The sequence below is a fragment of the Bacillus sp. 2205SS5-2 genome, assembly GCF_037024155.1.
Taxonomy (GTDB): Bacteria; Bacillota; Bacilli; order Bacillales; family Bacillaceae_K; genus Bacillus_CI.
In genome coordinates this window covers 162,910-188,168 of sequence record NZ_JAYKTS010000005.1, presented here as the reverse complement: position 1 = coordinate 188,168, position 25,259 = coordinate 162,910, and the positions used below count along the sequence as shown (strand labels likewise).

Annotated in this window: 28 protein-coding genes and 1 pseudogene; 22 read left to right on the top strand and 7 right to left on the bottom strand. The window is 36.3% G+C overall.

Translation table 11 applies throughout. The annotated features are described in order from the left end of the window. Positions 1-6 precede the first annotated feature (6 nt). From U8D43_RS05710 to U8D43_RS05700, 3 genes are all read left to right on the top strand, one after another. Complete coding sequence (locus U8D43_RS05710) at positions 7-684, top strand: response regulator transcription factor (protein ID WP_335870124.1); 678 nt, start codon at positions 7-9, stop codon at positions 682-684. Further along, positions 681-2,069 (top strand): sensor histidine kinase, encoded by a 1,389-nt coding sequence (locus U8D43_RS05705; protein ID WP_335870122.1) that lies wholly within the window; start codon positions 681-683, stop codon positions 2,067-2,069. The genes U8D43_RS05710 and U8D43_RS05705 overlap by 4 nt, the downstream gene beginning before the upstream one ends. Before the next feature lie 89 nt (positions 2,070-2,158). Then, positions 2,159-2,896, top strand: a complete 738-nt coding sequence (locus U8D43_RS05700) for a FixH family protein (protein WP_335870120.1) — start codon at positions 2,159-2,161, stop codon at positions 2,894-2,896. A gap of 397 nt (positions 2,897-3,293) precedes the next feature. On the opposite strand, the gene yhfH is transcribed toward U8D43_RS05700, so the two are convergent. Continuing rightward, positions 3,294-3,428 (bottom strand): protein YhfH, encoded by a 135-nt coding sequence (yhfH, locus tag U8D43_RS05695; protein ID WP_335870162.1) that lies wholly within the window; start codon positions 3,426-3,428, stop codon positions 3,294-3,296. A 186-nt stretch (positions 3,429-3,614) separates the two neighbouring features. Here yhfH and U8D43_RS05690 point away from each other — a divergent pair, with 186 nt between their 5' ends. The 6 genes and pseudogenes from U8D43_RS05690 to U8D43_RS05665 all read left to right on the top strand — a co-directional run. Continuing rightward, on the top strand, positions 3,615-4,349 hold the full coding sequence (locus U8D43_RS05690) for an MBL fold metallo-hydrolase (protein WP_335870118.1): 735 nt from the start codon (positions 3,615-3,617) through the stop codon (positions 4,347-4,349). 12 nt (positions 4,350-4,361) lie between these two features. Beyond that, positions 4,362-5,351, top strand: a complete 990-nt coding sequence (gene lplA / locus U8D43_RS05685) for a lipoate--protein ligase (RefSeq protein ID WP_335870116.1) — start codon at positions 4,362-4,364, stop codon at positions 5,349-5,351. Positions 5,352-5,730: 379 nt separating this feature from the next. Further along, positions 5,731-6,858: a hypothetical protein gene (locus U8D43_RS05680; RefSeq protein ID WP_335870114.1), complete on the top strand. Its 1,128-nt coding sequence runs from the start codon at positions 5,731-5,733 to the stop codon at positions 6,856-6,858. 191 nt (positions 6,859-7,049) lie between these two features. Beyond that, a complete protein-coding gene (locus tag U8D43_RS05675) occupies positions 7,050-7,598 on the top strand; it encodes a hypothetical protein (RefSeq protein WP_335870112.1) in 549 nt (182 codons plus the stop codon). A 545-nt stretch (positions 7,599-8,143) separates the two neighbouring features. Next, positions 8,144-8,332 (top strand): hypothetical protein, encoded by a 189-nt coding sequence (locus tag U8D43_RS05670; protein ID WP_335870110.1) that lies wholly within the window; start codon positions 8,144-8,146, stop codon positions 8,330-8,332. A gap of 95 nt (positions 8,333-8,427) precedes the next feature. Next, positions 8,428-9,081, top strand: a pseudogene (locus U8D43_RS05665) (IS1380 family transposase); the annotation flags it as partial. Positions 9,082-9,828: 747 nt separating this feature from the next. On the opposite strand, the gene U8D43_RS05660 reads toward U8D43_RS05665, so the two are convergent. Continuing rightward, positions 9,829-10,149, bottom strand: a complete 321-nt coding sequence (locus U8D43_RS05660) for a hypothetical protein (RefSeq protein WP_335870108.1) — start codon at positions 10,147-10,149, stop codon at positions 9,829-9,831. A gap of 268 nt (positions 10,150-10,417) precedes the next feature. Here U8D43_RS05660 and U8D43_RS05655 point away from each other — a divergent pair, with 268 nt between their 5' ends. Further along, positions 10,418-11,968 carry a fatty acid--CoA ligase family protein gene (locus U8D43_RS05655; protein WP_335870106.1) on the top strand — a complete coding sequence of 517 codons (1,551 nt, stop codon included), beginning with the start codon at positions 10,418-10,420 and terminating at the stop codon, positions 11,966-11,968. Between the two features lie 208 nt (positions 11,969-12,176). Here U8D43_RS05655 and U8D43_RS05650 read toward each other — a convergent pair whose 3' ends face one another. Beyond that, a complete protein-coding gene (locus U8D43_RS05650) occupies positions 12,177-12,311 on the bottom strand; it encodes a hypothetical protein (RefSeq protein WP_335870104.1) in 135 nt (44 codons plus the stop codon). Positions 12,312-12,726: 415 nt separating this feature from the next. On the opposite strand from U8D43_RS05650, the gene U8D43_RS05645 reads away from it, so the two are divergent. The 4 genes from U8D43_RS05645 to U8D43_RS05630 all read left to right on the top strand — a co-directional run bounded on the left by U8D43_RS05645 (position 12,727) and on the right by U8D43_RS05630 (position 16,974). Next, entirely contained in the window at positions 12,727-13,506 is a 780-nt protein-coding gene (locus U8D43_RS05645) for an enoyl-CoA hydratase-related protein (protein ID WP_335870102.1), read from the top strand. 388 nt (positions 13,507-13,894) lie between these two features. Next, entirely contained in the window at positions 13,895-14,608 is a 714-nt protein-coding gene (locus U8D43_RS05640) for an AzlC family ABC transporter permease (protein WP_335870100.1), read from the top strand. Continuing rightward, on the top strand, positions 14,609-14,911 hold the full coding sequence (locus tag U8D43_RS05635; protein ID WP_335870098.1) for an AzlD domain-containing protein: 303 nt from the start codon (positions 14,609-14,611) through the stop codon (positions 14,909-14,911). Between the two features lie 803 nt (positions 14,912-15,714). Further along, positions 15,715-16,974 carry a M48 family metallopeptidase gene (locus U8D43_RS05630; protein ID WP_335870096.1) on the top strand — a complete coding sequence of 420 codons (1,260 nt, stop codon included), beginning with the start codon at positions 15,715-15,717 and terminating at the stop codon, positions 16,972-16,974. Positions 16,975-17,480: 506 nt separating this feature from the next. Here the strand turns inward: U8D43_RS05630 and U8D43_RS05625 are convergent. Further along, complete coding sequence (locus U8D43_RS05625) at positions 17,481-17,720, bottom strand: IDEAL domain-containing protein (protein ID WP_335870095.1); 240 nt, start codon at positions 17,718-17,720, stop codon at positions 17,481-17,483. Between the two features lie 182 nt (positions 17,721-17,902). On the opposite strand from U8D43_RS05625, the gene U8D43_RS05620 reads away from it, so the two are divergent. Next, a complete protein-coding gene (locus U8D43_RS05620) occupies positions 17,903-18,481 on the top strand; it encodes a competence protein ComK (protein ID WP_335870093.1) in 579 nt (192 codons plus the stop codon). Here the strand turns inward: U8D43_RS05620 and U8D43_RS05615 are convergent, their stop codons facing one another. Next, positions 18,482-18,874: a YhjD family protein gene (locus U8D43_RS05615; protein WP_335870091.1), complete on the bottom strand. Its 393-nt coding sequence runs from the start codon at positions 18,872-18,874 to the stop codon at positions 18,482-18,484. It lies immediately after the preceding gene. Between the two features lie 236 nt (positions 18,875-19,110). Between U8D43_RS05615 and U8D43_RS05610 the strand changes: the two genes are divergently transcribed. The 7 genes from U8D43_RS05610 to U8D43_RS05580 all read left to right on the top strand — a co-directional run bounded on the left by U8D43_RS05610 (position 19,111) and on the right by U8D43_RS05580 (position 23,655). Further along, positions 19,111-19,728: a TVP38/TMEM64 family protein gene (locus tag U8D43_RS05610; protein ID WP_335870089.1), complete on the top strand. Its 618-nt coding sequence runs from the start codon at positions 19,111-19,113 to the stop codon at positions 19,726-19,728. Between the two features lie 20 nt (positions 19,729-19,748). Next, positions 19,749-20,306: a signal peptidase I gene (gene lepB, locus U8D43_RS05605; RefSeq protein ID WP_335870087.1), complete on the top strand. Its 558-nt coding sequence runs from the start codon at positions 19,749-19,751 to the stop codon at positions 20,304-20,306. 390 nt (positions 20,307-20,696) lie between these two features. Beyond that, the gene (locus U8D43_RS05600) at positions 20,697-21,059 is read left to right on the top strand and encodes a YiiX/YebB-like N1pC/P60 family cysteine hydrolase (protein ID WP_335870085.1); all 363 of its coding nucleotides are present in this window, start codon (positions 20,697-20,699) and stop codon (positions 21,057-21,059) included. Then, positions 21,056-21,277, top strand: coding sequence for a hypothetical protein (locus U8D43_RS05595; RefSeq protein ID WP_335870083.1), 222 nt, complete (start codon positions 21,056-21,058; stop codon positions 21,275-21,277). The genes U8D43_RS05600 and U8D43_RS05595 overlap by 4 nt, the downstream gene beginning before the upstream one ends. A gap of 389 nt (positions 21,278-21,666) precedes the next feature. Then, positions 21,667-22,008: a zinc ribbon domain-containing protein YjdM gene (locus U8D43_RS05590; RefSeq protein ID WP_335870081.1), complete on the top strand. Its 342-nt coding sequence runs from the start codon at positions 21,667-21,669 to the stop codon at positions 22,006-22,008. A gap of 564 nt (positions 22,009-22,572) precedes the next feature. After that, positions 22,573-22,776 carry a hypothetical protein gene (locus tag U8D43_RS05585; protein WP_335870079.1) on the top strand — a complete coding sequence of 68 codons (204 nt, stop codon included), beginning with the start codon at positions 22,573-22,575 and terminating at the stop codon, positions 22,774-22,776. A 282-nt stretch (positions 22,777-23,058) separates the two neighbouring features. Beyond that, on the top strand, positions 23,059-23,655 hold the full coding sequence (locus U8D43_RS05580) for a GNAT family N-acetyltransferase (protein WP_335870077.1): 597 nt from the start codon (positions 23,059-23,061) through the stop codon (positions 23,653-23,655). Positions 23,656-23,827: 172 nt separating this feature from the next. On the opposite strand, the gene U8D43_RS05575 is transcribed toward U8D43_RS05580, so the two are convergent. Together U8D43_RS05575 and U8D43_RS05570 are read right to left on the bottom strand one after the other, a co-directional pair. Further along, positions 23,828-24,703 (bottom strand): IS3 family transposase, encoded by an 876-nt coding sequence (locus U8D43_RS05575; protein WP_335870160.1) that lies wholly within the window; start codon positions 24,701-24,703, stop codon positions 23,828-23,830. A gap of 11 nt (positions 24,704-24,714) precedes the next feature. Then, complete coding sequence (locus U8D43_RS05570) at positions 24,715-25,005, bottom strand: transposase (protein ID WP_335870075.1); 291 nt, start codon at positions 25,003-25,005, stop codon at positions 24,715-24,717. Positions 25,006-25,259: the final 254 nt, after the last annotated feature.

The following is a 25,259-nucleotide window of genomic DNA, read 5'->3' as shown; positions in this document are numbered from 1 at the left end:
GAAAAAATGGAAAGAATACTAATTGTTGATGATGAAGAGGACATGCGACACCTCATTGATTTGTATCTATCGAATGCAGGCTATGAAACACTCGAAGCTGAGGATGGAGAAGTATCTTTACAATATATCAAGAATAATAATGTGAGCTTAGTTTTACTTGATATTATGATGCCGAATGTGGATGGATTTCAAACCTGTAAAAAAATTCGGGAGATAAGTGAGGTGCCGATTATCTTTCTTTCCGCAAAAGGGGACGAGTGGGACAAGGTAAAGGGATTAAAATTGGGTGGAGATGACTATGTATTAAAACCATTCTCACCAGGAGAGTTAGTTGCTAGAATTGAAGCGGTATTGAGAAGAACCCAAAAAGGTCAACCAGAGACGGGGAGACTTACTAAAGGCGTTTTTACGATTGATACGAATTCAAGAAAAGTTTACATAGATGGTAAATTGACTACACTTACACTAAAGGAATATGAATTATTGTATCTTTTATTGAGCAATGAGGGACGTATATTCACAAGAGATCAGCTTTTAGAATATGTGTGGGGAATAGACTATTCGGGAGGAACACGTACGGTTGATACTCATATTAAAACCCTTCGGATGAAGCTAGGTTCGCATGCAAGTGAGATGGTTCGAACGGTTTGGGGATTAGGTTATACATATGAGGGGTCATTGTGAAAACATTAGCTCAGAAATTATGGATTTCTCTCCTTTTATTACTCTTGTTAACAATTGGGTTTGCTTATCTTTTATCCGATATTTTATATGAACGATTATATGTCAATAATGTTGAGGAAGAGTTGATTGACTTAGGTGAAAAAATTCGGCGTGATTATAAGCAGGGAGAAATTGCGGACGAATTTATCCAAAATGTAGAGTGGCTAAACAGTAAAACACCCTACGAGGTGTTTGCCGTACGAAACCCACGAGAATTAAGTGCCTGTGTGCCGTTTGACATCGACTATCAAGCGTTGATTGGACCTAAGGAACGTGAACAGCTGTTACTTAATAAAACACTTTCAAAAGTGGGATATGAAGAGCGATTTGATCGGAAATTGGTGTCGGTCGTTGTCCCTTTACTAGAAGAAAATCGTTTGCAAGGAATAATATACCTTTATTTCCCTCTAGCAGATATCACGGAATTAACGTCCCATATTACATGGTATTGGTTGCTAGGTGCACTGATTTTTATATTGACTATTTTATATGTTGGAACTAAAGGAATTGGTATCATCTCTCGTCCGATCAAGGAAATGAGAACTGCTGCGGTAGAGCTTGCAAAAGGGAAGTTGAATGTGCGTGTATCGGTAAGTTCAAACGATGAAGTAGGGCAACTTGCGTTAACCTTTAACAAAATGGCAGAAGCCCTTGAAGAAGAAGACCAACGTAATAAAGAGTTTTTAGCGACGGTTTCACATGAGTTGCGAACGCCATTGAGTTATATTAAAGGATATTTAGAAGGAATGAAAACAGGTGTGATTGCGGAGGAAAAGAGAGAGCACTATGTCAACATTATGAGTGTTGAAGCAAGTCGGATGGAGAAGATCGTTGGTGACTTGTTAGAGTTAATGAAAATGGAAACCACTCAATTTTCTATTGAAAAAGTTCCACTTGTGTTTGCTGAAACAATCCGTCAAACGACTAAAAACCTTCAATCGATGGCCGAGGAAAAGGGTTTAAATACGATATTAACTTTAGATGAAGAAATCATTATACTTGGTGATGAGGCACGTATCCAGCAGATTATTTATAATGTATTCGTAAATAGTATGCACCATACAGAATCAGGCAGCATTTCTATCACTTTAGCAAATGACAATGATTCTTTTGCTAAGTTAATGATAGAAGATACAGGAAGCGGCATTCCTGAAGAAGATCTTCCTCATGTGACCGAACGTTTTTATCGAGTAAACAAAGCACGTTCACGTAAGGATGGGGGAACAGGTTTAGGGCTGTCCATCGTGAATAATTTAGTGTTGCTCCATGGTGGTAAACTATCAATTGAGAGTCAAATTGGTAAAGGGACGAAGGTATCGATTTATATCCCATTGGTTTTCGAATAATGGTCAATAAATTGCTAAAAACATTTCACGCTGATTTCACATTTATGAAGTAATATACATGTTATCGAAAGAACTAGGAGGAAAAATAAATGAAAAAAAATAATGGGATTTGGATGATCGTTATTGCAGTTACCCTTTTATTAGCCGCATGTGGGAACGATGATAAGCAAAGTCAAGCTGAAAATAACACCGAGGCACCAGTTGCTATAGCGGCAGAACTGCAAGTTCCTGAAAGTGGAAATATAGGCGAAGGTATCGAATTTTCCACAAAGGTAAAGCAAGGGGACGAACTCGTAGATGATGCAGATGAAGTGAAATACGAGATTTGGATGGATGGTCAAAAGGACGATAGTGAAATGATTGATGCTGAAAAAAGTGATAAAGGACATTACGTAATTGAAAAAACTTTTGAGATGAACGGGAAATATATTGTGCAAGTTCATGTCACAGCACGAGGATTACATACGATGCCTAAATCAGAAATCCTGATTGGTGATGGTGAAATGGACAATAACGGAGATCATCAGGAACACCTTGATTCTTCTATTCACTTCATGAAACCTGAAAATCCAGTTGCTGGAGAGGAAACAATGTTAATGGCTCATGTGGAAGTTGACGGTCAACCCTTATCAGACGCTGAAGTCCGATTTGAAATTAAGGTTGATGGTGCAAAGGCTGAGTGGGTTGAGACTATTAGTGAAGTAGAAGGAGAGTATAAAGCAATATATGCTTTCTCTCAAAAAGGTCACTATACAGTCGTTGTTCATGCTGAAAAAGGAGAAGAAATACACGACCATGTAGAAGAAATGGTCATGGTAGGCGAATAAAAACAGCCTCAGAACAATTTGATTTGTTCTGGGGTTTTTTTGTTTAGTCTCCATTTTATATATATTGTGGCTATTTCATCATATTTTTGATTAAATCTTCCATTTCACTGTTGATTTCCAACAAAAATAGACGGATCCAGCTTACAGTATTTTTTTCTGTGTCAGGAAGATAAAAGTTTACGAAAAGAGCTTTTCTAAAGGAATATAAACAGCCCTATTTATTGGGTTGGATGCAAGTCAGGGGACAAATAATGACTTTGGACCTTCTCTGTGAACCAACATATGCTCGCCACTGGTGATTGATCTGCCTTCTCGTTTGTAAAGTCACTTCGCTTTAATATTTTTTGAATGATGTAAAAAAGTTGATCTTAACCCAGGGTTAAGATCAACTTCCTATTTATCCGTGGTAGGTATCTAAGCAGTTCTCACATTGATTGCCGTAACATTCATGTTGCTCTTCAATTGTTTCCCCGCAGTTTGAACATTGTTTGGCTGGCAAGTTTTTGAAAAAATCGACTACATTGATTAACAAATTTATCACCCTCCGAATTTTGTACTCTCTTTGTTATATAACTATTAATTATTTATTATATTGTATTATAACAGAATTGATTTCGTCAATTCTTTTTTGTATGAATTTCGTATTAAATGAAAAAATAGGGGAAATGGAGTATAGTAAGTGTAGATTGATAATCATTTTCAATTGAGGAGTGGTAGGGTGAAATTAAGCATCATTGGTCAATGGGGAGGATTTCCTGCAAAAAATGGAGCAAGCTCTGGCTATTTACTTCAGCATAAGGGGTTTAATATGTTATTGGATTGTGGCAGTGGTGTCTTATCAAAGCTGCAAAATATAATAAAGCCCGAAGAGTTAAGCGCAGTGATAATTTCACATTACCATCCGGATCATATTGCTGACATCGGTGTGCTACAACACGCCTTGCTCATCTCACATCATCTAGGAAACCAAGTGAAAACGCTCCCTATATACGCTCATAATGAAAATGACTCTGGTTTTGCTTCCTTAACGTATAAAAAATTATCTAAAGGAATCGCCTATTTTGAGACACAACCGTTAATAGTGGGTCCATTTACTATTTCTTTTATACGAACCAATCACCCTGTTCCTTGTTTTGCAATGAATATTTCAGATGGAGAACATAACCTAATCTATACAGCTGATTCAGCTTATATGGCCTCCTTCGTTTCTTTTAGCAGAGATGCCGATATTTTATTGTGTGAATGTAATTTTTATAAAGGGATGAACGGAAAATCAGCAGGTCATATGACAAGTGAAGAGGCAGGAATGCTTGCAAAGAAAGCCAATGTAAAACAGCTAATATTAACTCACCTACCTCATTTTGGCGATCATCATCAATTGCAGTACGAAGCAAAAGAGCAGTTTAATGGGCCCATTCAGATTGCCCATCAAAATCTAACTGTTACTTTATAAGGAGGAGAAGTTATGAAATTTATTAATAATCAAGGAATTACAGACCCACAAATTAATTTAGCTATTGAGGAATTTGCGCTAAAACATTTAGATATAGACGAAACCTATTTTTTATTTTACATAAATGAACCTTCTATTATCATAGGGAAAAATCAAAACACGATAGAAGAAATTAATACAGAGTATGTTGAGAATGAAAAATTGCATGTGGTTCGTCGTCTTTCTGGTGGTGGAGCTGTCTATCATGATTTAGGAAACTTGAACTTTAGCTTTATTACTAAAGATGACGGTGAGAGCTTTCATAACTTTAAAAAATTTACAGAACCTGTTATTAAAGCATTGGAAAAATTGGGTGTGAATGCAGAGCTTAGTGGCAGAAATGATATTATGGCTAACGGCCGTAAAATATCAGGGAATGCCCAGTTCTCTACAAAGGGGCGAATGTTTAGTCATGGTACATTATTATTTGACTCGGAAATTGAGAATGTTGTCTCAGCATTAAAAGTACGAAAAGATAAAATTGAATCAAAAGGGATTAAATCGATTCGGTCCCGTGTGGCGAATATAGTTGAATTTCTTGAAGAGAAAATCACAATTGAAGAGTTTCGTGCACTACTCTTACAGTATATTTTTAATGGAGAAGAAAATATTCAAGAGTATCAGCTAATTGAGAAAGACTGGGCAAAAATTCATCACATCTCTCAAGAACGCTACCAAAACTGGGATTGGAATTATGGGAAATCTCCTAAATCAAATGTGCATCACTCACACCGATTCCCAATTGGTTCGATTGATGTTCGTCTAGATGTAAACAAAGGGAAAATTGAGCAATGTAAGATTTACGGCGATTTCTTTGGAATTGGTGATGTAGAGGATATCGAAGAGAAATTAGTGGGCATTCGTTATGAAAAGCAAGATGTTGAGCAAGCTCTTAATGAGTTCAATGTACAACATTATTTTGGAAATGTCACAAAAGAAGAAGTTATTAATTTGATTTATTAACTGTACGAGCATTATAGGGTGTAAAGACAAAAAGCGGAGGGGATTCCCTCTGCTTTTGTTATATAGTAAGACTTTTTTCATAGAAATGAATATATGTAAGAACCTTTAAGTATTTCTTATGTGTAATATCAACAGGAATAACCCGTCCTCTGTTTTTAGCGCTTTTCTCTTCTTGAGCAATTAACCCCTATACATTAAAAGGAAATAGGATTTCAGGCCATCTGGGGTATTTAAGGGGACATTGTATCTTCAGTTAAAGGGCCATTTAGTTGAACATGAGCATTGCTTAAAAACACAAATTTTGAAATAATTGGTATTAGTGTAAACTTACAATAATGTAGTGCAGTTTAAATAATTTATAAATAAGTGGGGGTAAGTTGTGCTTATATCTAAAAATGAAGCTAAAAGATATTCATTCCAGCCATATGAGGTTTGTCCATGTGAAAGTGGGAAAAAATGTAAATTTTGCTGTTACAAGAAAAGCAAATCAGTTAGTAAAAATGATTATAATTATACCCCTGGCAGAATAATATTTGAAGCACAAAAAATATTCAGAGAGACTGATTTTAACACATGCTATGGTTTTGATAATAATGAGTGTTCACATAATATTATTGGGGCACATTCACTTCAAAATAATGGGGTACTTGATAAGATTGCTACAAACAATCATGTTTATCATCTTGCTTTTGAAATAAATAAAAATCTGCCTACGCTTAAGTTTGATAAGATTGGAAAGAATCAGGCTAGTAAATTTAATGGCTTTTGTAAACATCATGATAAGGCTTATTTTTCATGTATAGAAGACATAGCATTTTTGGGAACAAAGGAACAACATTTCTGGTTGGCCTTTAGGGCATTTTGTTTTGAATTACATAGAAAGGAAAGGCTAAGTAGGCACTTTCCAAAAGTTTTTAGGAAGCATCCTCATGCAACTAAAGAAATAAGCATCTTAATGAGTTATACATCCTGCAAGTTGGATATAAAAGATAAAAAATATGAATATGAAAGATTTCGAGAAATTTATGAAAATGGTACTTATGAAAAATTTGACACATTTCAAAGAGAACTACCATTTAGAGTAGGATTCACTGGAACAACAGCAGTAGCTGTAAATGTAGATATCACCGGCGAAGAGACTATAAACATATATAACTATGATGAGAAACTCTTTGTACCTTCTCTTTATATTTCTGTAATACCTAGAGAAAGCACATCTTTAATTATTGTAACTAGGCATGTAGATGATAAATGTTATGAACCTCTAATTGAGAAATTAAAAAGAACAACGGATGATGATCTCCTTTTTAAATATATATCTTTTTGTTTAGGTGAATATAGCGAGAATGTTTATTTTTCACCAACAATAATAGACAATTTAAGCAGTTCAGGGAAAGATATCATAATTTCTGCTTTTGGCTCTTCTATAAATGTTGATCCTGAGATAAGGTTTAATTCATTAATTAAGGGCTTTCAATTAAATTTATTTAATTTAACCATTGACTGATATAGTAAAACACTTGTTAAGTACTTTTTATAGGGGGCAATAGATTTAAGAAAGCTATTTGTTCTCTTGCTATTGTCAATATTCAACTATTGGAACAGGATAATGGAAGAATCTGTTCAAGATATTAACACGGTTCCTAGTCAATAAAACAGATAAATGGTAGTTTTGAAGGTAATAAGGGGGAGTCTCAATTGAAGTTAAAAAGATTTTTAGTGTTTTCAATCTTATTGTTGTTACTTACAGGGTGCGCAAACGAACAATCATTTGAAGAGTTTTTTCATCAAAAAATGGAAGAAATGCACATAGGAGAAGAAAACTATTCGTATACTCTGGTTTATTCAGAGTTAAATGCTGTTCACGAAGATGATGCTATCGCAGTGTTTACGGAACTTAATGAACGTGGAGAACAAATATTTATATCTTACTCTCAAAAACAAAATAACCAATGGGAATGGAAACAGACTAGAGGAGCAGAATGGAACACACCTCACAAATGGTCAGCCATGCACGAGAACCCTTATATCTATTCTGGGGCAATTAGTAATAATGATATAACTGAAGTGTATGCTGGTAGAGAAAAAGCAAATATTATTGAGGTCGAAGGGGACAAGAGGTTTTGGTATACCATTAGTCCCTCTAAGGAAGTTGAAGTAAAGTACGTAAGAGAAGACGGCACAGAGGAATTGATTGAATCAATCGATGAAGAAATGTTAAAAGAATGGGATGAAAAAAATCTGTAATGTACTAAGTGTTACGCGCAGAGGCTTGTTCCAGTAAAGGGGGCGTTTGCTTAACAAGCAGCGGCCCTCTGTTCAAGTAACGGGCAGCATTCTTGGTACGAAGAAGAATAAGGGTTGAACTAAAAACCTCTTGGTATGATATGAATGTCCTGAACTGGCAAGTAAAAGGTTCATAATTACATCTACCAATAGGCTATCAACAGTCTAAGGAGGACCAATTGCATTAAAGGGCCGACCCAGTAAAGTAACATTAGAACCTTGATCATCTTCATGTGAATTAGAAAAAGGTTTTCATTTTAAAAAATAATTAATAGAAAGTGAAGTTGTACTTGTAACTTTTTTGCTGGTGTGATAAATTGAGATTATCGAAACAATTATTATTGATTAGCGCATACAAAACTAAACAATATATGCATCAGGAAGCACCTGGAGTAAAGAGATCTCGAATTAGAATTTATTTCTGATTTATGAGGCCTGTTTGTTCTGGGTGCTTTTTTTGTGCTCCGCTAATGAGATTGTTTAATAAACTAAAAAGGAGTGTTGACATGAACCAGCACATTCTTCCGATTTGTCGAGAAACATTACAGAAACGTCAAGCAATACCTTTGAAATTAGCTGAGTTATCATATGTTAATCCAGAAGCTGCTTTGTCTTTCTTGAGGTTATGGGGGGAGAAAAAAATACCGATTTCTCCTCTTTACGAAGAAATCTTAAATCACTTTGAAACCAAATAATAAGAAATTATTAAACATACAAACACATAACCGGTGTTTGTCAAGATAGTTGTCGTATTTTCCTTGTTTACTAGTGTCAGTTTCCTTGGGTCACTCCCGTTATTCGTGGCGACAGTGGTTTCGCCGTACCAGAACTATTCGAATTGGCGGAGGTGAAAGAGGCTCACTATGTGATCCGATTAAAAGCGAACAAACGCCTCCAGGCTAAGGCGGAAGAGCTATTAGATCAAATTCCAGATGATATTACAGAGAGTACGTCTGTTTTCTATCGTGAGTTCAACTATCAAGCAGCCAGCTGGACCCATCCTAGACGAGTGGTAGTCAAGATGGAAAGACCGTCAGATGAGCTTCTATTCCATTTCACATTTATTGTGACAAACATGACATTGTCTCCGAAAAACATCGCAAAGCTTTATTTCAATCGAGGAACCATGGAAAACTTCATTAAAGAAGGGAAACTTGGATTTGCCTTTGGGAACATGAACAGCACTGAATTTGAGCGAAATGCCTGTAAATTACAGATCGCGATTTTGGTCTATAACCTTCACAATGGATTTCGAAGATTATGCCTACCGAAGACCATGAACACAAAACTCATTGATACCGTACGCTTACAACTCATAAAGATTGCAGGAAAGATAATACGATCTAGTCGTTATCTTACATTTAAGCTGTCAAGCCATTGCCTGTACAAAAAAGAGTTCATGGAAACATTGACTAGAATCCAGTCCCTTCCACGATTTGGATAGAACGGCACTAAAAACCCGAAATTTTAAAACGGATTTGAGTCTTTACAGGATACGTCTGCCCTTTTTCGGAGAGTTTAGGAAATATATGGGTTTTTAATTCTGGAAATCTCCCATCCTTCTTTAAAAGTGAGGTCGTTTATCTAATTAGTTGAAAAAAGGTGTCTTAATCATCTCATTTGACTGAAAAATGACTTGCACTGCGATTTCATGAATAGTTCAGGATAGTGAATTATTACTTTAAATAAGTTCATATAATTATCATTATGTGTAGCTGAAAAAACTCAAAGGCTTAATTAAGTAATTGTTAATGCTCCTATAAGATATTTTTAAAATAAGCCGAAGTCTCATGAGTAAATATAAAAACCTTCCGATAAAGGAAGGTTTTTATTGTATTCAATTATTGGATGAATAAAGTGTCAAAATTAAAGGTTCTTCATACTCTTTATTGACATTGATAATATTTCATTTAATTGTCGATGGAAGCCCTTGTTTTTGAATTGATTTCGTTCGGTAATTTAGGAAGAATTTCCTGAATCCTATATTATTAACGGAATATATGCTGCTACGAAAAGCAACAATTTTTGTGAAAACAACCCAAAGAGAAAAAATAGGTATACAATGGTTTTGGTGTTTAGCTCCAGATGCTATCGTCTCGAGGCCAAGCCAAACCCTGACATAAGGAAAAGTGGGCCTCATGTCAATCCTCCCTTTAAGCAGGTCACCGATAAACGCTCGCTATGCGTTTTCTTATACAAAGTAATCTTTGTAAAGAATGAAAATTGTTACGAAACCGTAGATAGTATAGCCAATTGCAGTATAGAAGGCAATGGAAGGAGTGAAGGTTTTCTCTTCTCGATCCATTTTTATGCCTGTTCTGGATTGAATCGATAATCGAACAGAATCTGATGCAAAGCCTCCACTAGAGGTGAAAAATTTTATGATAACAACAGACACTAATCCTACTAAAAAGCTAAGGTCATAAAAGCCAACATCGACAAGCTGACTCAACCCCATATTTGCCAGAACCAAAAATAAAACAGTGGTACAAAAAATTAATATTTTTCTCATCAAAAGCACTCCTATTCACGTTTTCTTTCTTTACGAGGAGTTAGGGGGAAAGTTTCAAGAAAATTCGAATTAATAAATTTGAATATATCTTTGGATGGAAAGGAAATAAGGGTATCATTTTTTTAGTAAAACTTATTTTCCGATTTTTTCGAAAATATTGGGAATTATCTCTTGAATTAATACTTTTCTTTATATAAAATATATTTTGAAAACTTTTATTGTTATAATAAAAGTGAATGACTGTTCATTCAGAAAGGGGAGAGGAAGAATGAATTTATCTTCACGGTTAGAACAAACTGCAAAGCTTCAAGTTGACAAGCCTGCGTTTTATTTTATGGACGAGGCGACATCGTATAGGGAATTAAATGGAGCTGTCAACAAGTTTGCAAATGGCTTAGAACAACTAGGGGTACAAAAAGGGGATCATGTTGCACTAGTATTAGGAAATTCTCCACATTTTATTATTGGTATGTATGCAGCGATGCGTTTAGGTGCAACGGTGATTCCAGTGAATCCGATCTATACACCAGATGAAATTGGTTATATTCTAAATAATGGTGATGTTAAAACGGTTATTATGTTAGATTTATTATTGCCTTTAGTAGAAAAAATGCACCATTTATTACCTAAGGTTGAAAATTTCATCCTTTGTGAATCTGGACAGAAAGAGGCTGAAGATTTATCTAAGCTTTCTTCATACAATAAATTGAAAACGTTTACTTCCTTACTAGGAGGTGGTCAACCAATTTTTGAAGGACCTGAATTATTGGATGACGACGTAGCCGTTATTTTATATACGTCAGGTACAACAGGAAAACCTAAAGGGGCGATGCTCACTCATCGCAATATATATTCAAATGCAAAAGATGTTGGCGAATATTTGAAAATGACTGAGGATGATCGTGTGATTACGACACTTCCTATGTTCCACGTGTTTTGTTTAACGGTCGTATTAAACGCGCCGCTCATTAGTGGTGCTACGTTAATTATCATTCCAAAATTCAGCCCAGCAGAAATTTTCCGTGTAGCGAACAAATATGAAGCAACTGTATTTGCCGGTGTTCCAACGATGTATAACTTCTTATATCAATATGAAGCTGGAAAGCCGACTGATTTTTCATCTTTGCGCATATCAATTTCAGGAGGTTCTTCTTTACCAATCGCATTACTAAAGAATTTCGAACAAAAATTCAACGTAATGATATCTGAGGGGTATGGACTTTCAGAAGCATCACCGGTAACTTGCTTTAATCCTTTGAATCGTCCACGAAAGCCAGGGTCGATTGGGACAAATATACTAAATATGGAAAATAAAGTTGTTAATGAGCTGGGTGATGAGGTACCTGTTGGTGAGGCTGGAGAGTTAATTGTACGTGGTCCAAGTGTCATGAAGGGCTATTATAAAATGCCAGAAGAAACAACTGCTACGATTAAAGATGGTTGGCTTTTTACTGGTGATGTCGCGACTAGAGATGAGGATGGTTATTTTTATATTGTCGACCGGAAAAAAGATATGATAATTGTAGGAGGGTATAATGTCTATCCTCGTGAGGTTGAAGAAATTCTATATGCCCATGAAAGCATTGTTGAAGCGGCTGTATTTGGTGTACCTGATCCGAATTTTGGGGAAGCAGTCCGCTGCTTTGTCGTAAAAAAGGATGCATCTTTAACAGAAGAAGCGGTTATGAAGTATTGCCAAGAGCATTTAGCAAAATACAAGCTTCCTAGCTCTATTGATTTTATTGGGGAGCTACCAAAGAATACGACAGGAAAGATACTTCGTCGTGCCTTAAAACAACAAGTGCTCCAGTCACAATAAGATAATTGCATGGGGCTAGACAGAAAAAAATTTAAAATTTATGTTTTCTTACTTTTCGACAAAGAGCTGACCTAGGTCAGCTCTTTTCTTACAGAATAAGACAGTAAGGCTTTTTTGTATACATTGTGGATATTTCATCTGGCTATTGATTTATCTCCCCATTTCACATTTGATTTCCATCAAAAATAAACGGATCCAGCTGCAGTGGCTAGCAGCTATGGGACAAATAACATCCAACTCCAAAGATCAGGACCTCCTCCGTTGGATAACATTTGCCCGCCGCTGCTGAGCGAGCCACTTCCGCCTTTCGTGATCCAGCTGCAGTGGCTAGGGACTCGGGCATTTGTCAGCCCACTACGTGAAGCAGGCTTCACTGCGTGTACTGCCAGATGCCTGCCGTCCCTGGGCAGCCACTTCCGCCTTTCTTAAAAGCTATATCATAGGTGATAATCTGCTACTAAAAGCCACAAACTTTGCGAAAACAGCCTCTTGAAACAAATATGGAATGAGAATAGCTCTTGTGTCAGTATTTCATTCGATAGAATCCTAACCATTATTAGTAACCTTAGTAGATGCGAAAGCAGACTATTAAAAGATTTATAGACGAATTTACCGGTCATGAGCGGTGAATTTTAATGAAAAAATTGGCTTCTTCATAAAGAATCAGCCAATCTAGAAGTTATCGAATAGGAAGGAACAAAAAGGAATTTCTATGTTCTTGTAGAAGTCTACATAGGAAGAAAAGAGGAGGAAGAGAAATGCAGAAAAATGTACTTTTAGAACAAAAGGGACACCTAGCTTTAGTAACACTGAATCGTGAAGAAGCGATGAATGCATTTAATTATGATAGTTTGAGAGAGCTAGCTGAGATTGTAGAGTCATTGCGAATAAATCCAGAAGTGAGAGCTGTTATATTCAAAGGATCTGGAAATAAGGCTTTTAGCGTAGGAGCCGATTTAAAGGAGCGAAAAACGTTAACTGAGCAGCAAGTAAAACGAAATGTGTTCAAGATAGGAGAAGTATTTGCAGCCGTGGAACAACTTCCACAGCCAACTGTCGCCGCAATGAATGGCTATGCATTCGGTGGGGGGATGGAGCTTGCATTAGCTTGTGATTTTAGAATTGCAGTAGAAGATACTAAAATGGGGCTAACAGAAACGAGTTTAGCAATCATTCCTGGAGCAGGTGGAACACAGCGTTTACCACGCTTAATCGGAGAATCAAAGGCGATGGAATTAATCTTAACAGCTAAACGTCTATCTTCAGAAGAAGCGCTGGAGTACGGGCTGTTAACGAGAGTAGTCAGTCGCGTAATGTTTGATACGGAAGTGGAAGCATTTGCACATTTGATTATGGCAAACGGTCCTATTGCAGTAAGACAAGCCAAATTTGCCATCAAAAATGGTATGAATGCTGATTTACATACAGGGCTCCAAATTGAGCGGAAAGCATATGAAATAACGATTCCAACTGAAGATCGAGTGGAAGCATTGATTGCATTTGGAGAAAAAAGAAAACCGGAATTTAAAGGGAAATAGTGCAGAGAGAAAGATCGCTAAGGCGGTCTTTTTATTAGGGTCTTTTTGTCTACAATATTGTTTTTGAATGGCTCTTTTCGCATACTTTATTGCTGTAGCATACAAAAAAATATGGAAACACTCTTTTCTTTCATCATATCGGGTTAAAAATGATGCGAAAAGATGCTCGAAGTCATTCTTCATCACGATAGGAGGGCGATAGGAGGGCAAATTCGAAAAGCCACAACCTTTGCCAACACAGCCTTTTGAATTTATTCGTCAATGGAATCATCCATTTAGAAAATGATATGTTTTTTTTTAGTGAGGTCAGCTGAAAAATGGTTGAGATTCAGAATACCTGTCTATATAATTGTGGAAATAGATTAATAGCTTTAAAGGGGAGAAGTAGATGGAAACAGTGGTTAAAAAACAGGGGAATTCTCAATTATTAGCAGGTATTCAAGGCGGAGCATCCATCGCAATCGGCTACTTTCCCATAGCGATGACGTTTGGATTGTTGGCGAAAACAACGGGCTTAAGTGGTTTTGAAACGATGATGATGAGTATCCTTGTTTTTGCTGGCGCCTCGCAGTTTATGAGCTTAAATATGATGGCATTGGCAGCTACCGGGATTGAAATCGTATTAGCCACATTTGTGGTGAATATTCGCCATCTTCTTATGTCTGCTTCTTTAAATGAAAAAATTGATAAAGCCCCGCACTGGCAAAAAGCATTTCTCTCATTTGGTATCACGGATGAAACTTTTACGGTAATGTCCACAAAGGAAGGAAAAATGTCCTCCGCCTATGGTTTTGGTGTCATTTTGATTTCCTACGGAAGTTGGGTTATTTGCTCTGGTATAGGGTACGGCGTTGGTTCATACTTGCCTCAAGTACTTCAAGAAAGTATGGCGATTGCACTTTATGCGATGTTTGTCGGTTTATTGGTACCCTCTATGAAAAGAAGTGTAAAGGTCTTTTTTTTAGCTGGTGTTGGCGGAGTACTAAATTCAGTCTTTGTTCTCGCAAATATCAGTACGGGGTGGGCAATTTTATTCGCAACAGTTCTCTCAGTTGTATGTGTAGAATTAGTTGACCTTATGAAGCAAAAGGGGGAAGAATAGATGATTACACCTATATTATTGGTGATTTTAGGCATGGCGGTGGTGACGTATCTTCCCAGAATGGCCCCGTTCTTGCTGTTAGGAGAGATGAAGCTCCCTCCTTTTTTGGAAAGGGTGTTACGAAATGTGCCTTACGCTATTTTAGGCGCACTTATATTTCCAGGGGCGATTACGCTGAATACAGAAGACCTTTCTTTTGGTCTAATCGGAATTACGTCAGCTTTTTTGCTAGCTTTTTTAGGATGGAATGTTATTTTCGTTGTGCTTGGATCGATTGGCGTACTCACACTTTACTCATTATGAATACAAGATGGGCTGTTTTCGCAAAGTTTGTTTATTTTAGTATCAGTCTATAAACTATGATGTAGCTGTTTCAAAGCATTTTTACGTTTGTTTTTGATGGAAATCAACAGCAAAATGAAGGATTCAATCTAAAATTAGACGAAATAGGAACAATGAATACCAGACCCCCCATGTTCCTTCTCAGTCACCGCAATTGATGAAAATGGAGGTGTAGTGGTTTAATCATAATCCTTTCAGTCAACGATGATAAAGTCGGTACTAAGACGATCTTAGCACCTGAAAGAGACACAAGTTGACAACCATTTCCAAGGGTTTGAATGATGCCATGGCGGTGCATCTAGCGGAAATATGTATTGGTATGACTGTGTACACTTTCACTATACACTTTATGAAAGTGCAGGTAAAAAACAAGAAAGCTACAAAAAAGAATTCTGTCTACTTTTTCAAAGGCTCTTTTCGGATACTTTGTTGCTGTAGTATACAAAAAAGGATGGAAACACTCTTTTCATTCTTCATTTCGGGTTTAAAATGATGCGAAAAGATGCCCGAAGTCAATCTTCATCACGAATTGAGGGCTAATTCGAAAAGCCACAATCTTTGCGAAAACAGCCTTTTCAAAAAATGGATTAGCCATTTTAGGGAGGGTGCTTTTTTACGCCAAAATCAGTATCAATACCTATTTTCGTATAAAAGAGCGATTAGAAGAGATTTAGTGTAATGCTAAATCTTTTTTTAAATGGTAAGTGTTCTAAATGAATTGTAGGAAACTACATATAGTAAGAGGACGAGAAGGGGGAAGTCTGATGCTTCGTAAGTGGTCATTTCGTGCCGTGATTCTCTATCTGTTTTTTGGTTTGTTTATGTATTTGTACTTATTTATTTATGCTCAAAGTACCATTCCAGCAGATATGCTCGGAAGTAGTGCAGATCCGGCTACATTCATGAATAGTCGTGAGCTGATGTTGAGTGAAGAATACAGTAAAATTCGTAACTTACTCTTCTTTTTATCGACTCCTTATGAATGGTTATTGTATTTTTTAGTGTTGATTTTTGGTATTTCAAGAGGAATGGCTAGTTGGGCAGAAAAAACAACCAACAATCTATTTTTGCAAAAAGCTGTATATTTATTTTGGTTATCTTTAGTTGCCTTTGTTTTAGTATATCCCTTGCAATACTTATCTTTTACCCTTTCAAAGATGTATCATCTCTCTACTCAAAGTTTTTCGCAGTGGATGAAAGATGAAGTAATTGATTTTTGGGTGAACTATTTTTTGATGTTTGTAATTGTTGTTGTCATATACGCGTTAATGAAGAAATTCTCCAAAAAATGGTGGTTGGGTGCATGGGTGTTATCGATTCCGTTTACCTTGTTAATAATGTTTATTCAACCTGTTATTATTGATCCACTATATAATGATTTTTATCCATTGAAAGATAAAGAACTTGAAACCAAAATTTTAGCTTTGGGCAATAAAGCGAACATTCCTGCTGAGCATGTATATGAAGTGGATATGTCAGAAAAAACAACTCTCCTAAATGCCTATGTGTCAGGTATTGGTTCAAACTCTCGAATTGTTTTATGGGATACTACGATTGAGAATTTGTCTGAAGAAGAAATTTTATTTGTCATGGCACATGAAATGGCTCACTATGTGGAAAAACACATTTTTTTTGGTATCGGAGGATATTTGTTGCTATCGTTTATCGGGCTATGGTTAATCGCGAGGTGGATGGAGTATTTGGTAAGAAAACATGGTAAAGGGTTGAAAGTAAAAGAAGTTCATCATATAAGCTCCTTGCCCTTATTTTTCATATTGTCCTCCTTTTTGCTTTTTGCTGCGAGCCCACTCACAAATTTGAGTTCACGGTATATGGAAATTCGGGCTGATACTTATGCGATTGAGTTAACTGAGGATAAAGAAGCAGCCATTTCTTCTTTTCAAGAACTCTCCCGTGTAGGATTAAGTCAGGTAAATCCACCCTATCTTGTTAAGCTGTTTCGCTACACCCATCCGACGATGATGGAACGACTGATTATGTTGGAAAAATATGAAGAAAACTGACCTAATTAGGTCAGTTTTCTTTTATGCCTAGGCTAAATTTTAATATGGATTTGTGGCTAGTTCTAGACGGACCGATTCGAGGTCATAAGCCAAGCCTTGTGACAAGGTATTACCTCAAGATGGTTCATATTGTATTATTTACGTTAATTAGGCAAACGCTTTACATCTTTTTAAGGCTGTTTTCGTAAATTTTGTTGCTCCAGACACAAAGAAAAAACAGGCAGTTAGATTTTTTCATAGGATTTCCAATTTTTCATTTAAACATGAAAAATTTCTCGTAAAGAAAAGAGAAGGAAGCCACACCAGTAAAGGGTTTCACTCCTATTCATAGAGCCGCAAACTTTGCGAAAACTGCCAAGCGAAGAGAACCCTCGACACCTATTATTTTCATGCTTTAAATACTGCTGCGAAAGGAAATAATGTTTGTGAAATCAGCTTTCTACCGATAGTATGTGTAGTGTTATTCTAGAAAAAGAAAACTCCCCCTATTTTCAAGGGGGAAGGGATCACATACCGTATTGTAGTTTCAGCTCTTTAAATTGAGTGGAATAGTGAAGAAAATTGGGATGATTACGTTGATCAAGGGCTAAATCAATTTCCTGCTGTAACTTTTCTCTTTGGTGGTGAAATAAGATTTCTTGAAGTACCATGTCAATGTAAATTTCCGTCATTGATAAATCAGGGGACTGTTTCCGGGTCATTGCACAAGCTTTCATCAACTCAGCATAGGATTTTTTGTTTTCCATTTACAATCACCTCTGAAGTCTTTTTTTTATTATATGGAACAGTTGGAGAAATATCAATCATTTTTTTAAATTTTCAGAAAATATAAAAATTTTTAATGATTAAATAAAAAATCATAGAAAAAACACCTCATCTGGTAAAATATGTTATAGTTAAGATTGAACTTATATAGGGAGGCGAATAAATGATTGAAAATGATCGATTTATAGAAGAATACGAAATGAACCCTCAGACGATGATTCTGCTACCCGTTGAATATGGACAAGAATTATACACAAAAGTTTTTGAGCTTCATGATGAATTTCTTTCTCCCCGTTCACCGTTGGAAATTATTCGGAAAAGCTGTGAGTACTTTGGCTCATCATACGATGGTAGAAAAAACGGAACAAAGTTTTTAACAGGTGTCGTCTATAAAGCACCAATCATTGTTGATAGTCATACCTCTATTTTTTCTTTTCCAACGAGTTCCCCATCAAATCCTAACTGCATTTGGATTTGTGAAAAACATGTGAAGAGACATGAACGAGTAGAACCTAAGGTGACGAAGGTTGTGTTCAAAAATGGCCAGTCTTTTCATTTGCCGATTTCGCTTAATTCATTTGTTTCACAGCGTACAAGAACACTTATGCTAACCAGTCGTTTTATGTATGCAATTGAAGAAATGAAGAAAAAGGACCTCAACAATCCCTCCCATCATGAAGAAACTGCAGAGAAGAAAACCTACTATTGGATCGATTTCATTAAAGGAAAGGAGCGTGTTTAATCACGCTTTTTTGTGTGAGGTTGATGGATTATTTGGTTGGAAACGGCTGTATAGATAATATCTCATTAAACTCTCAACACCGTTTCTTAGGCGTGGATTAAAATAGTTGTGATGTTCTTCAAAGCCCTTATACAAAAATAGATACATCGTGAAAGCCTCATCTGATTCCATACGTTCTACCTTCATTTCCTTACTTCGCATTGTTTTTTTTACTGCACTTAAATCTTTCTGGATAACCATCATTGTCTGTTCGATCCATTCCAAATAAGGATTTTTTAATTTAAATGAACTGTTTTGAATTAGAGTTAAATCTTGGTTTAATACAGTTAACACCATTGGTAAATAGATTGCCTGTTCAAAAATATTGCGATCCTTTTCAGGAATTCTAGTCATGTGAAAAAACTCCCTCCCTAAAGAACGTATGTTCGTATATCAATTATACTGATTTAAGGCTCGATAATCAATAGTTATCTGTTTTCAATTGTAAGGTAGAAATGATTTTCGTCATTCATACATACATATGATTGTAAAGAGGTTTTAATAGGGAAATAATAAATGCTATGATATACTTCGAATTATAAGCGGAATTATTTGGTTTGAGCGTTGACATGTAAGGGGAAACTTTCTATATGGACATTCAATTAATAAAAGAGTGGGTTACATTAGAGAATATCATGCAGTTAATACAACATTATCGTTCCTTTGGACCCCTTGCTGGTATTTTGTTGCCGATGCTTGAGGCGTTTTTACCGTTCTTGCCACTGTTTATATTTGTGATGGCAAATGCGAGTGCCTTTGGATTATGGTGGGGATTCTTATTTTCTTGGATAGGTGCAAGTCTAGGAGCATATATTGTTTTTTTTATTGTACGACGTTTTGGTCAAAAAAAAATACTTCGCTTCTTGCAACGTCATCATAAAGTACAAAGGCTGATGAGCTGGATTGAAGAACACGGATTTGGTCCATTATTTCTACTTCTATGCTTTCCTTTTACCCCTTCAGCCGTTGTTAATATTGTTGCGGGTTTATCTCGCATGAGTATATACCAATATATGCTCGCAGTGTTAACGGGGAAAATGGTCATGATTTTTATCATAAGTTACATCGGATATGATTTAAGGGCTTTAATTACGCAGCCTTTAAAAACAGGAATTGCGGTTGGGCTGATCTTTATTTTATGGTACGTTGGTAAAAGAGTTGAAATTAGATTAAACAAAAAAATGGAAAAAAAACATCAAAGAAGTTAGCTTAGCTGGAGGGACAGTCGTTGAAGGAAGACTTAAAAAGAGAAGGAAAAGAGTGGATAAAAGCGCTTGGAATGGGATTAATCCTCTTTGTTATTATTCGCTTGTTTTTATTTGACAATTATACAGTAGAAGGCCAGTCTATGATGCCGACTATTAAGGATGGTAATAAACTCATAGTAAATAAGATAGGATATTCTGTTGGGAATATCGATCGATTTGATATTGTGGTGTTCCATGCGAACGATGAGGAAGACTACGTAAAGCGGGTCATTGGTTTACCAGGCGATTCGATTATGTATCAGAACGATGTTTTATATGTAAACGGAAAAGCTCAAGAAGAGCCATATTTGGAACAATTTAAAAAGCAGTATGTGTATGACAAATTAACTGGCGATTTTTCTCTCGAAGATGAAACGAGCGAAGCTGTTGTTCCAGAAGGAAAATTGTTTGTGCTAGGAGATAATCGACGGGGGAGTACAGACAGTCGCCATTTTGGTTTTGTTGATGAGGATAATGTCGTGGGGGAAGTGGGCTTACGTTATTGGCCTATCGACGAGTGGGAATTCAGTTTAAAGTAGGTCGATTCCTATTGAACTTTATAGTACAGAGCACCATATAATAATAAAAGAGCATTAAGTGAAGGACTCGAGGAAATCGAGTTCTTTTTAATTTTCAATTAAAAAATAGGATGATCATCCGTTTTTTTCGGATAGTTATTTCTATAGAAGTAAGGATTTACTATTTCATCCAATTCATTAAGACCGCTTTCTCAAAGAACCCTAAACCTCGGATTAGATGAACTTGTGGTTATCATATCAAGAATAAAACTGACAAAAAGGGTTGCATTCATTCAATTGTTGATTCAATCAAAACTACTTATACGAGATGAGCATGATAAACTATGGATAGTACCTAATCAAGTATAAGTCAAAAACTGTCGTATTTTCAAAAATTGGAGGGAGAGAGGAATGGGAAAAGCTAAGTTTCTAAACTGTGAGATTCTTTCAATAGAGGAGCTAAGGCCCCAGCTAAGAACAGGGGACCTATTATTTTGTTCAGGAAACTATCTGGTGAGTGAGCTTATCAAACAAATATCCGGCTCAATGTTTAGTCATGTGGCGATTGTAGTGATATGGGAAGAACAGTGTCTACTCATGGAAAGTGTAGAGGATGATGGCGTTCGCATCGTTCCAATTGAACATTATCTTACCAATTATGAAAATACAAAAGAACGCTATAATGGAAATCTCTTTCTGGCAAGACATCAAGAAATGGAAGTCATGTCCGACGACCACAAAAAAAGATGCTACAAACGGGATTCCATCTTTTGAATTGGGCCTATGACAAGGTCGAGATTGCCAGAATTGTTGCTCGAATTGGATTGGGAATGGGAGAACATGAAGATAATGATGAGTATATTTGTTCTGAATTTGTGCAGAAATGTTTTCTAGCGACGGGGATTTCCTTCAATGTAGATGAAAGAGGATTTATTTTTCCAGAGCATATAGCCATGGATCCATTAATGGAAGCCATAGATCAAATGAAATGATGGTAGAATGAGTAAGTAATCGTGATTTTTCAAGCAAGAACGGAATCGCAAATCATTTTAAGTGGACTCTTTTGATGAATAGGAACCATGTATATGAAAAGAGCTTCTTGGCTATTTAGTATTTAGTTCAAACAACTATGTAGGTTTCAGAACTCAATCAATTATTCTTGTAACAGGTGGTGAATGCTGAGCGAGCAATTGAATTCATTCCTTTGTCCGGTTTGGTTTTTCGCTTGTTTTAATCAATATGTAGAATCCTGACATTAAGCTAAAATGGTAGCATCAATTGAACCCTAGAAAATTGTCTTGTCAACACTAAATAGCGAAGAGCCTGAAAAGAGGCTATATTAAAATTGAAAGTACATAAAAAGAGTGGAGGAAAAGAAAGTATGGCAAATTTACCAAATTGTCCTAAATGTAATTCAGAATACACATATGAAGATGGAACGCAGTTTGTTTGCCCGGAATGTGGACATGAGTGGATGATATCATCCGGGGTAGAAGACAGTGAGCGCGAGAAAACGATACGTGATGCCAATGGGAATGTCTTAACAGATGGAGATTCTGTCACGGTGATTAAAGACCTTAAAGTTAAAGGAAGCTCCTCAGTATTAAAAATCGGCACAAAAGTAAAAAACATTCGATTGGTTGAAGGAGACCACGATATTGATTGTAAAATTGACGGATTTGGACCGATGAAACTAAAATCTGAATTTGTGAAGAAGGCCTAACTGAAAATCATTACTAAACATGATATCTGTAGAATAGTGAATGAAACTACTCACATTTTTTTAAAAAGGCTTTTTCGATTATTTTAGGGAAATGATTAGATCTATCAATTCTGCATTTAATATCAATGTAAAGATAGCTTGAAAGAGAATTCTCAAGCTATTTTTGTGAAAAGAATATCCGCACCTCTATTTTCGGCCTCATTAAGAGGAGTTTCGAAAATAGTCTTTTAAATGGCTGTTTTCGAAAAGATTGTGGCTTTTCGAATAGGAATATATCCCCTGATTTGTATGACTTCGTGCTCTTTTCCTTATGAAAACTTCTCCATTTCTAGATAAAAAGTAAGAAAATAGTCGAAAAAACCTTACTGCCTGTTTTTTCTTTGTGCCAATAGCAACAAAGTATGCGAAAAGAGCCTTTTAAAAAAGATATGAATATTAGTGAATTAGAGCTCATAAGAATGATAGGGAGTTAATTCTTACAAGGAGGAGATCATTATTTCATCCGAAGAACAAAAGAAAGATGAAAACCTGCTAAAGAAGACTTCAAAACAGGCAAGTGATCTTGTGAATCATACGGCAGATAAAGCCAATGATATTGTGAAATCCGTTAGTGGTGAAGGTGGAATTATTGGCAAGGTTTCAGATACATCGGCAGATTTGGTGAAAAACGTTAGTAAAACAGGGAATGACGTAGTAGGTAAGACAGTCGATTCAGCTTCAAATGTTTTTAAAGGTGTTAAACAGAAATTGACCAGAAAAAAAGAATAAATGAGCAAGAGGCAATCCTTTTGAGGGTTGTCTTTTTTTAAGGCTCTTTTCGGATACATTGTTGTTATTTAATTTAATTAGTGATGGAATCCGCGATTTTGGAATGGATTTCGTTCGAAAATAAACGAAAAGATTCCCCGAAACCGAACCTTTTAACTGAATAGATACTACTACAAAAAGCATCAATCTTTGCGGGAACAACCTTTTAAAGTGAAACGAAGAGCACGCGTTTCATTAATCAGTACATAAAAGCAAAAGTGGACAGGGTATATGGAGGAGAAAATGGATAATTGTCGAATAGAGGAAGTAAGAGGTGGGAAAATGATGAACAACAATATCTTAAGAAACAAGCGAATTCATTTAGGTGGATTTATGGAAGAAGATTTACCCGCAATGATAGCCTGGTATGACAATGAACAAATGATGCGCTATTTAGACGCTCTTCCATTTCGACCGAAGAGTAAAAGCGACGTACGAAAGTGGACTGAGGAAACATCTGATAAAATTTATCGATTTAGCATTCGATTGAATGAAACGAATGAAATAATAGGTTATATAGAGTTGGACGGCATTCTCTGGACTCATCGCACCACTTGGATTTCCATTGCAATAGGAGATGATCAATATTGGGGAGCGGGATATGGAGCTGAAGCGCTTCAATGTATGCTCTCTTACGCATTTCAAGAATTGAATTTGCACCGAGTACAACTCACTGTTTTTTCTTATAATCAGCGAGCCATCTCATTATACCAATCACTAGGGTTTCAAAAAGAAGGGGAATTTCGCGAATTTCTTCAACGTGATGGGCAGCGGTACGGGATGGAGCTTTATGGACTTCTATATGAGGAATGGAAAGAGAGTATACAAATGTCGATTTAAAAAAAGGGAGATCCCTTCTTTTTTTGAAGGCATTTTGAACTTCTGTCAAGAAAATGGACAATAAAAAATGAGATTTAATTTTCCTACTTTCCTACCGCACTTCGTTTGGTGGGGCATTAGAAAGAATCAATCCAAGACCATGATTGATCCTTTCTAACGCCAAATGGCTATATTATGAGATTGATTCTAGGATCGAAAGTTGATACTCTCGCTCAAAGTTATTTGGCGACAAATATCCCAGCTTAGAATGCTTCCTCTTCTCATTGTACCTACTTGTAATATAATGATTGATAACCCTCATCGCTTCTTCTTTTGTTTGAAATCTACGCCGATAGATAAGCTCTTTCTTTATGGTCGCGTGGAACGATTCGATGCAAGCGTTATCATATGGATCTCCTTTTCGACTCATACTAATTTTAGCCCCACTCTGAGTTAATTCCTCTACGTATTCATTAGAACAATATTGGGAGCCACGGTCAGAATGATGGATCAATCCCTTACCTGGTCGTCTCGTTGTTTGAGCCATTCGCAATGCTTCTAAAACAAGTTCCTTTTTCATTGAAATCCCTTGGCTCCACCCAACAATTTTCCGTGAAAACAAGTCCATAATGGAAGCAAGATACACCCATCCCTTCAATGTTCGAATATATGTAATATCCGCTACCCAAACCGTATTTGGAATATCTACATCGAACTGTCTCTTCACTAAATTAGGATAGATCGTTAAATCATGATCTGAGTCTGTAGTAACAACGTATTTCTCTAATGGAGTCGCTCTCAACCCCATTTCCTGCATATACCGAGCTACGGTTTTTTGGGAGACTTGGTAGCCCCACTCAATTAAATCATCATATACTCTTGGGCTACCGTAAGTTCCTTGACTCTCATGAAAAGACTTACAAATTTTTTGTTTCAGTTCCTTTTTCTTCTTTTCTTTTTCTGTCTCTTCCTGAGTTTGTCGATCGACCCATTTATAGTAACCGCTTGTTGATGCCTCCAGTACCTTGCACATCTTCACCACAGTATGTTCATCTTTGTGGAGATGGATAAATTCATACTTTACTCCTGCTTTTTCGTGAAGATGTGCATCGCCTTTTTTAAAATTTCATTCTCCTCTTGAAGAGATTTTAATTCTTTTTCATGCTGTTTCTTCAATTTGTTTAGGTCTGAAGGAGTAATATACTCAACAGATTTGTCAGCATTTTTCGCCTCTTTTAACTTTTTTACCCATCGCATAATAGTCGAGTAAGGGATCTCTAACTCGTAGGCTAGTTCTGTCACTCTCCTACCTTCATCAACGACCATCTTAGCTACATACTCTCGATATTCGTTCGAGTGATGATTACTCATGTGAACACGTCCTTTTTAATGATAATTATTGTGCAACGGATTATCATTTTTATGTGTCCACTTTTAAGACTAACTTTAATTTTTCTTATGCTTTGTCGTTTCAACATAAAAAAAAATGGAAAACCTCATTTTTTCATTCAACGGACTTTAAATCAATACGAATAAATCTCCGAAGTCTTTTTTAATGGCTGTTTTCGCAAAGTGGGTTGCTTTTCAGAGCAGTATATAAACCGTGAAATTTATAGGTTTCGGTG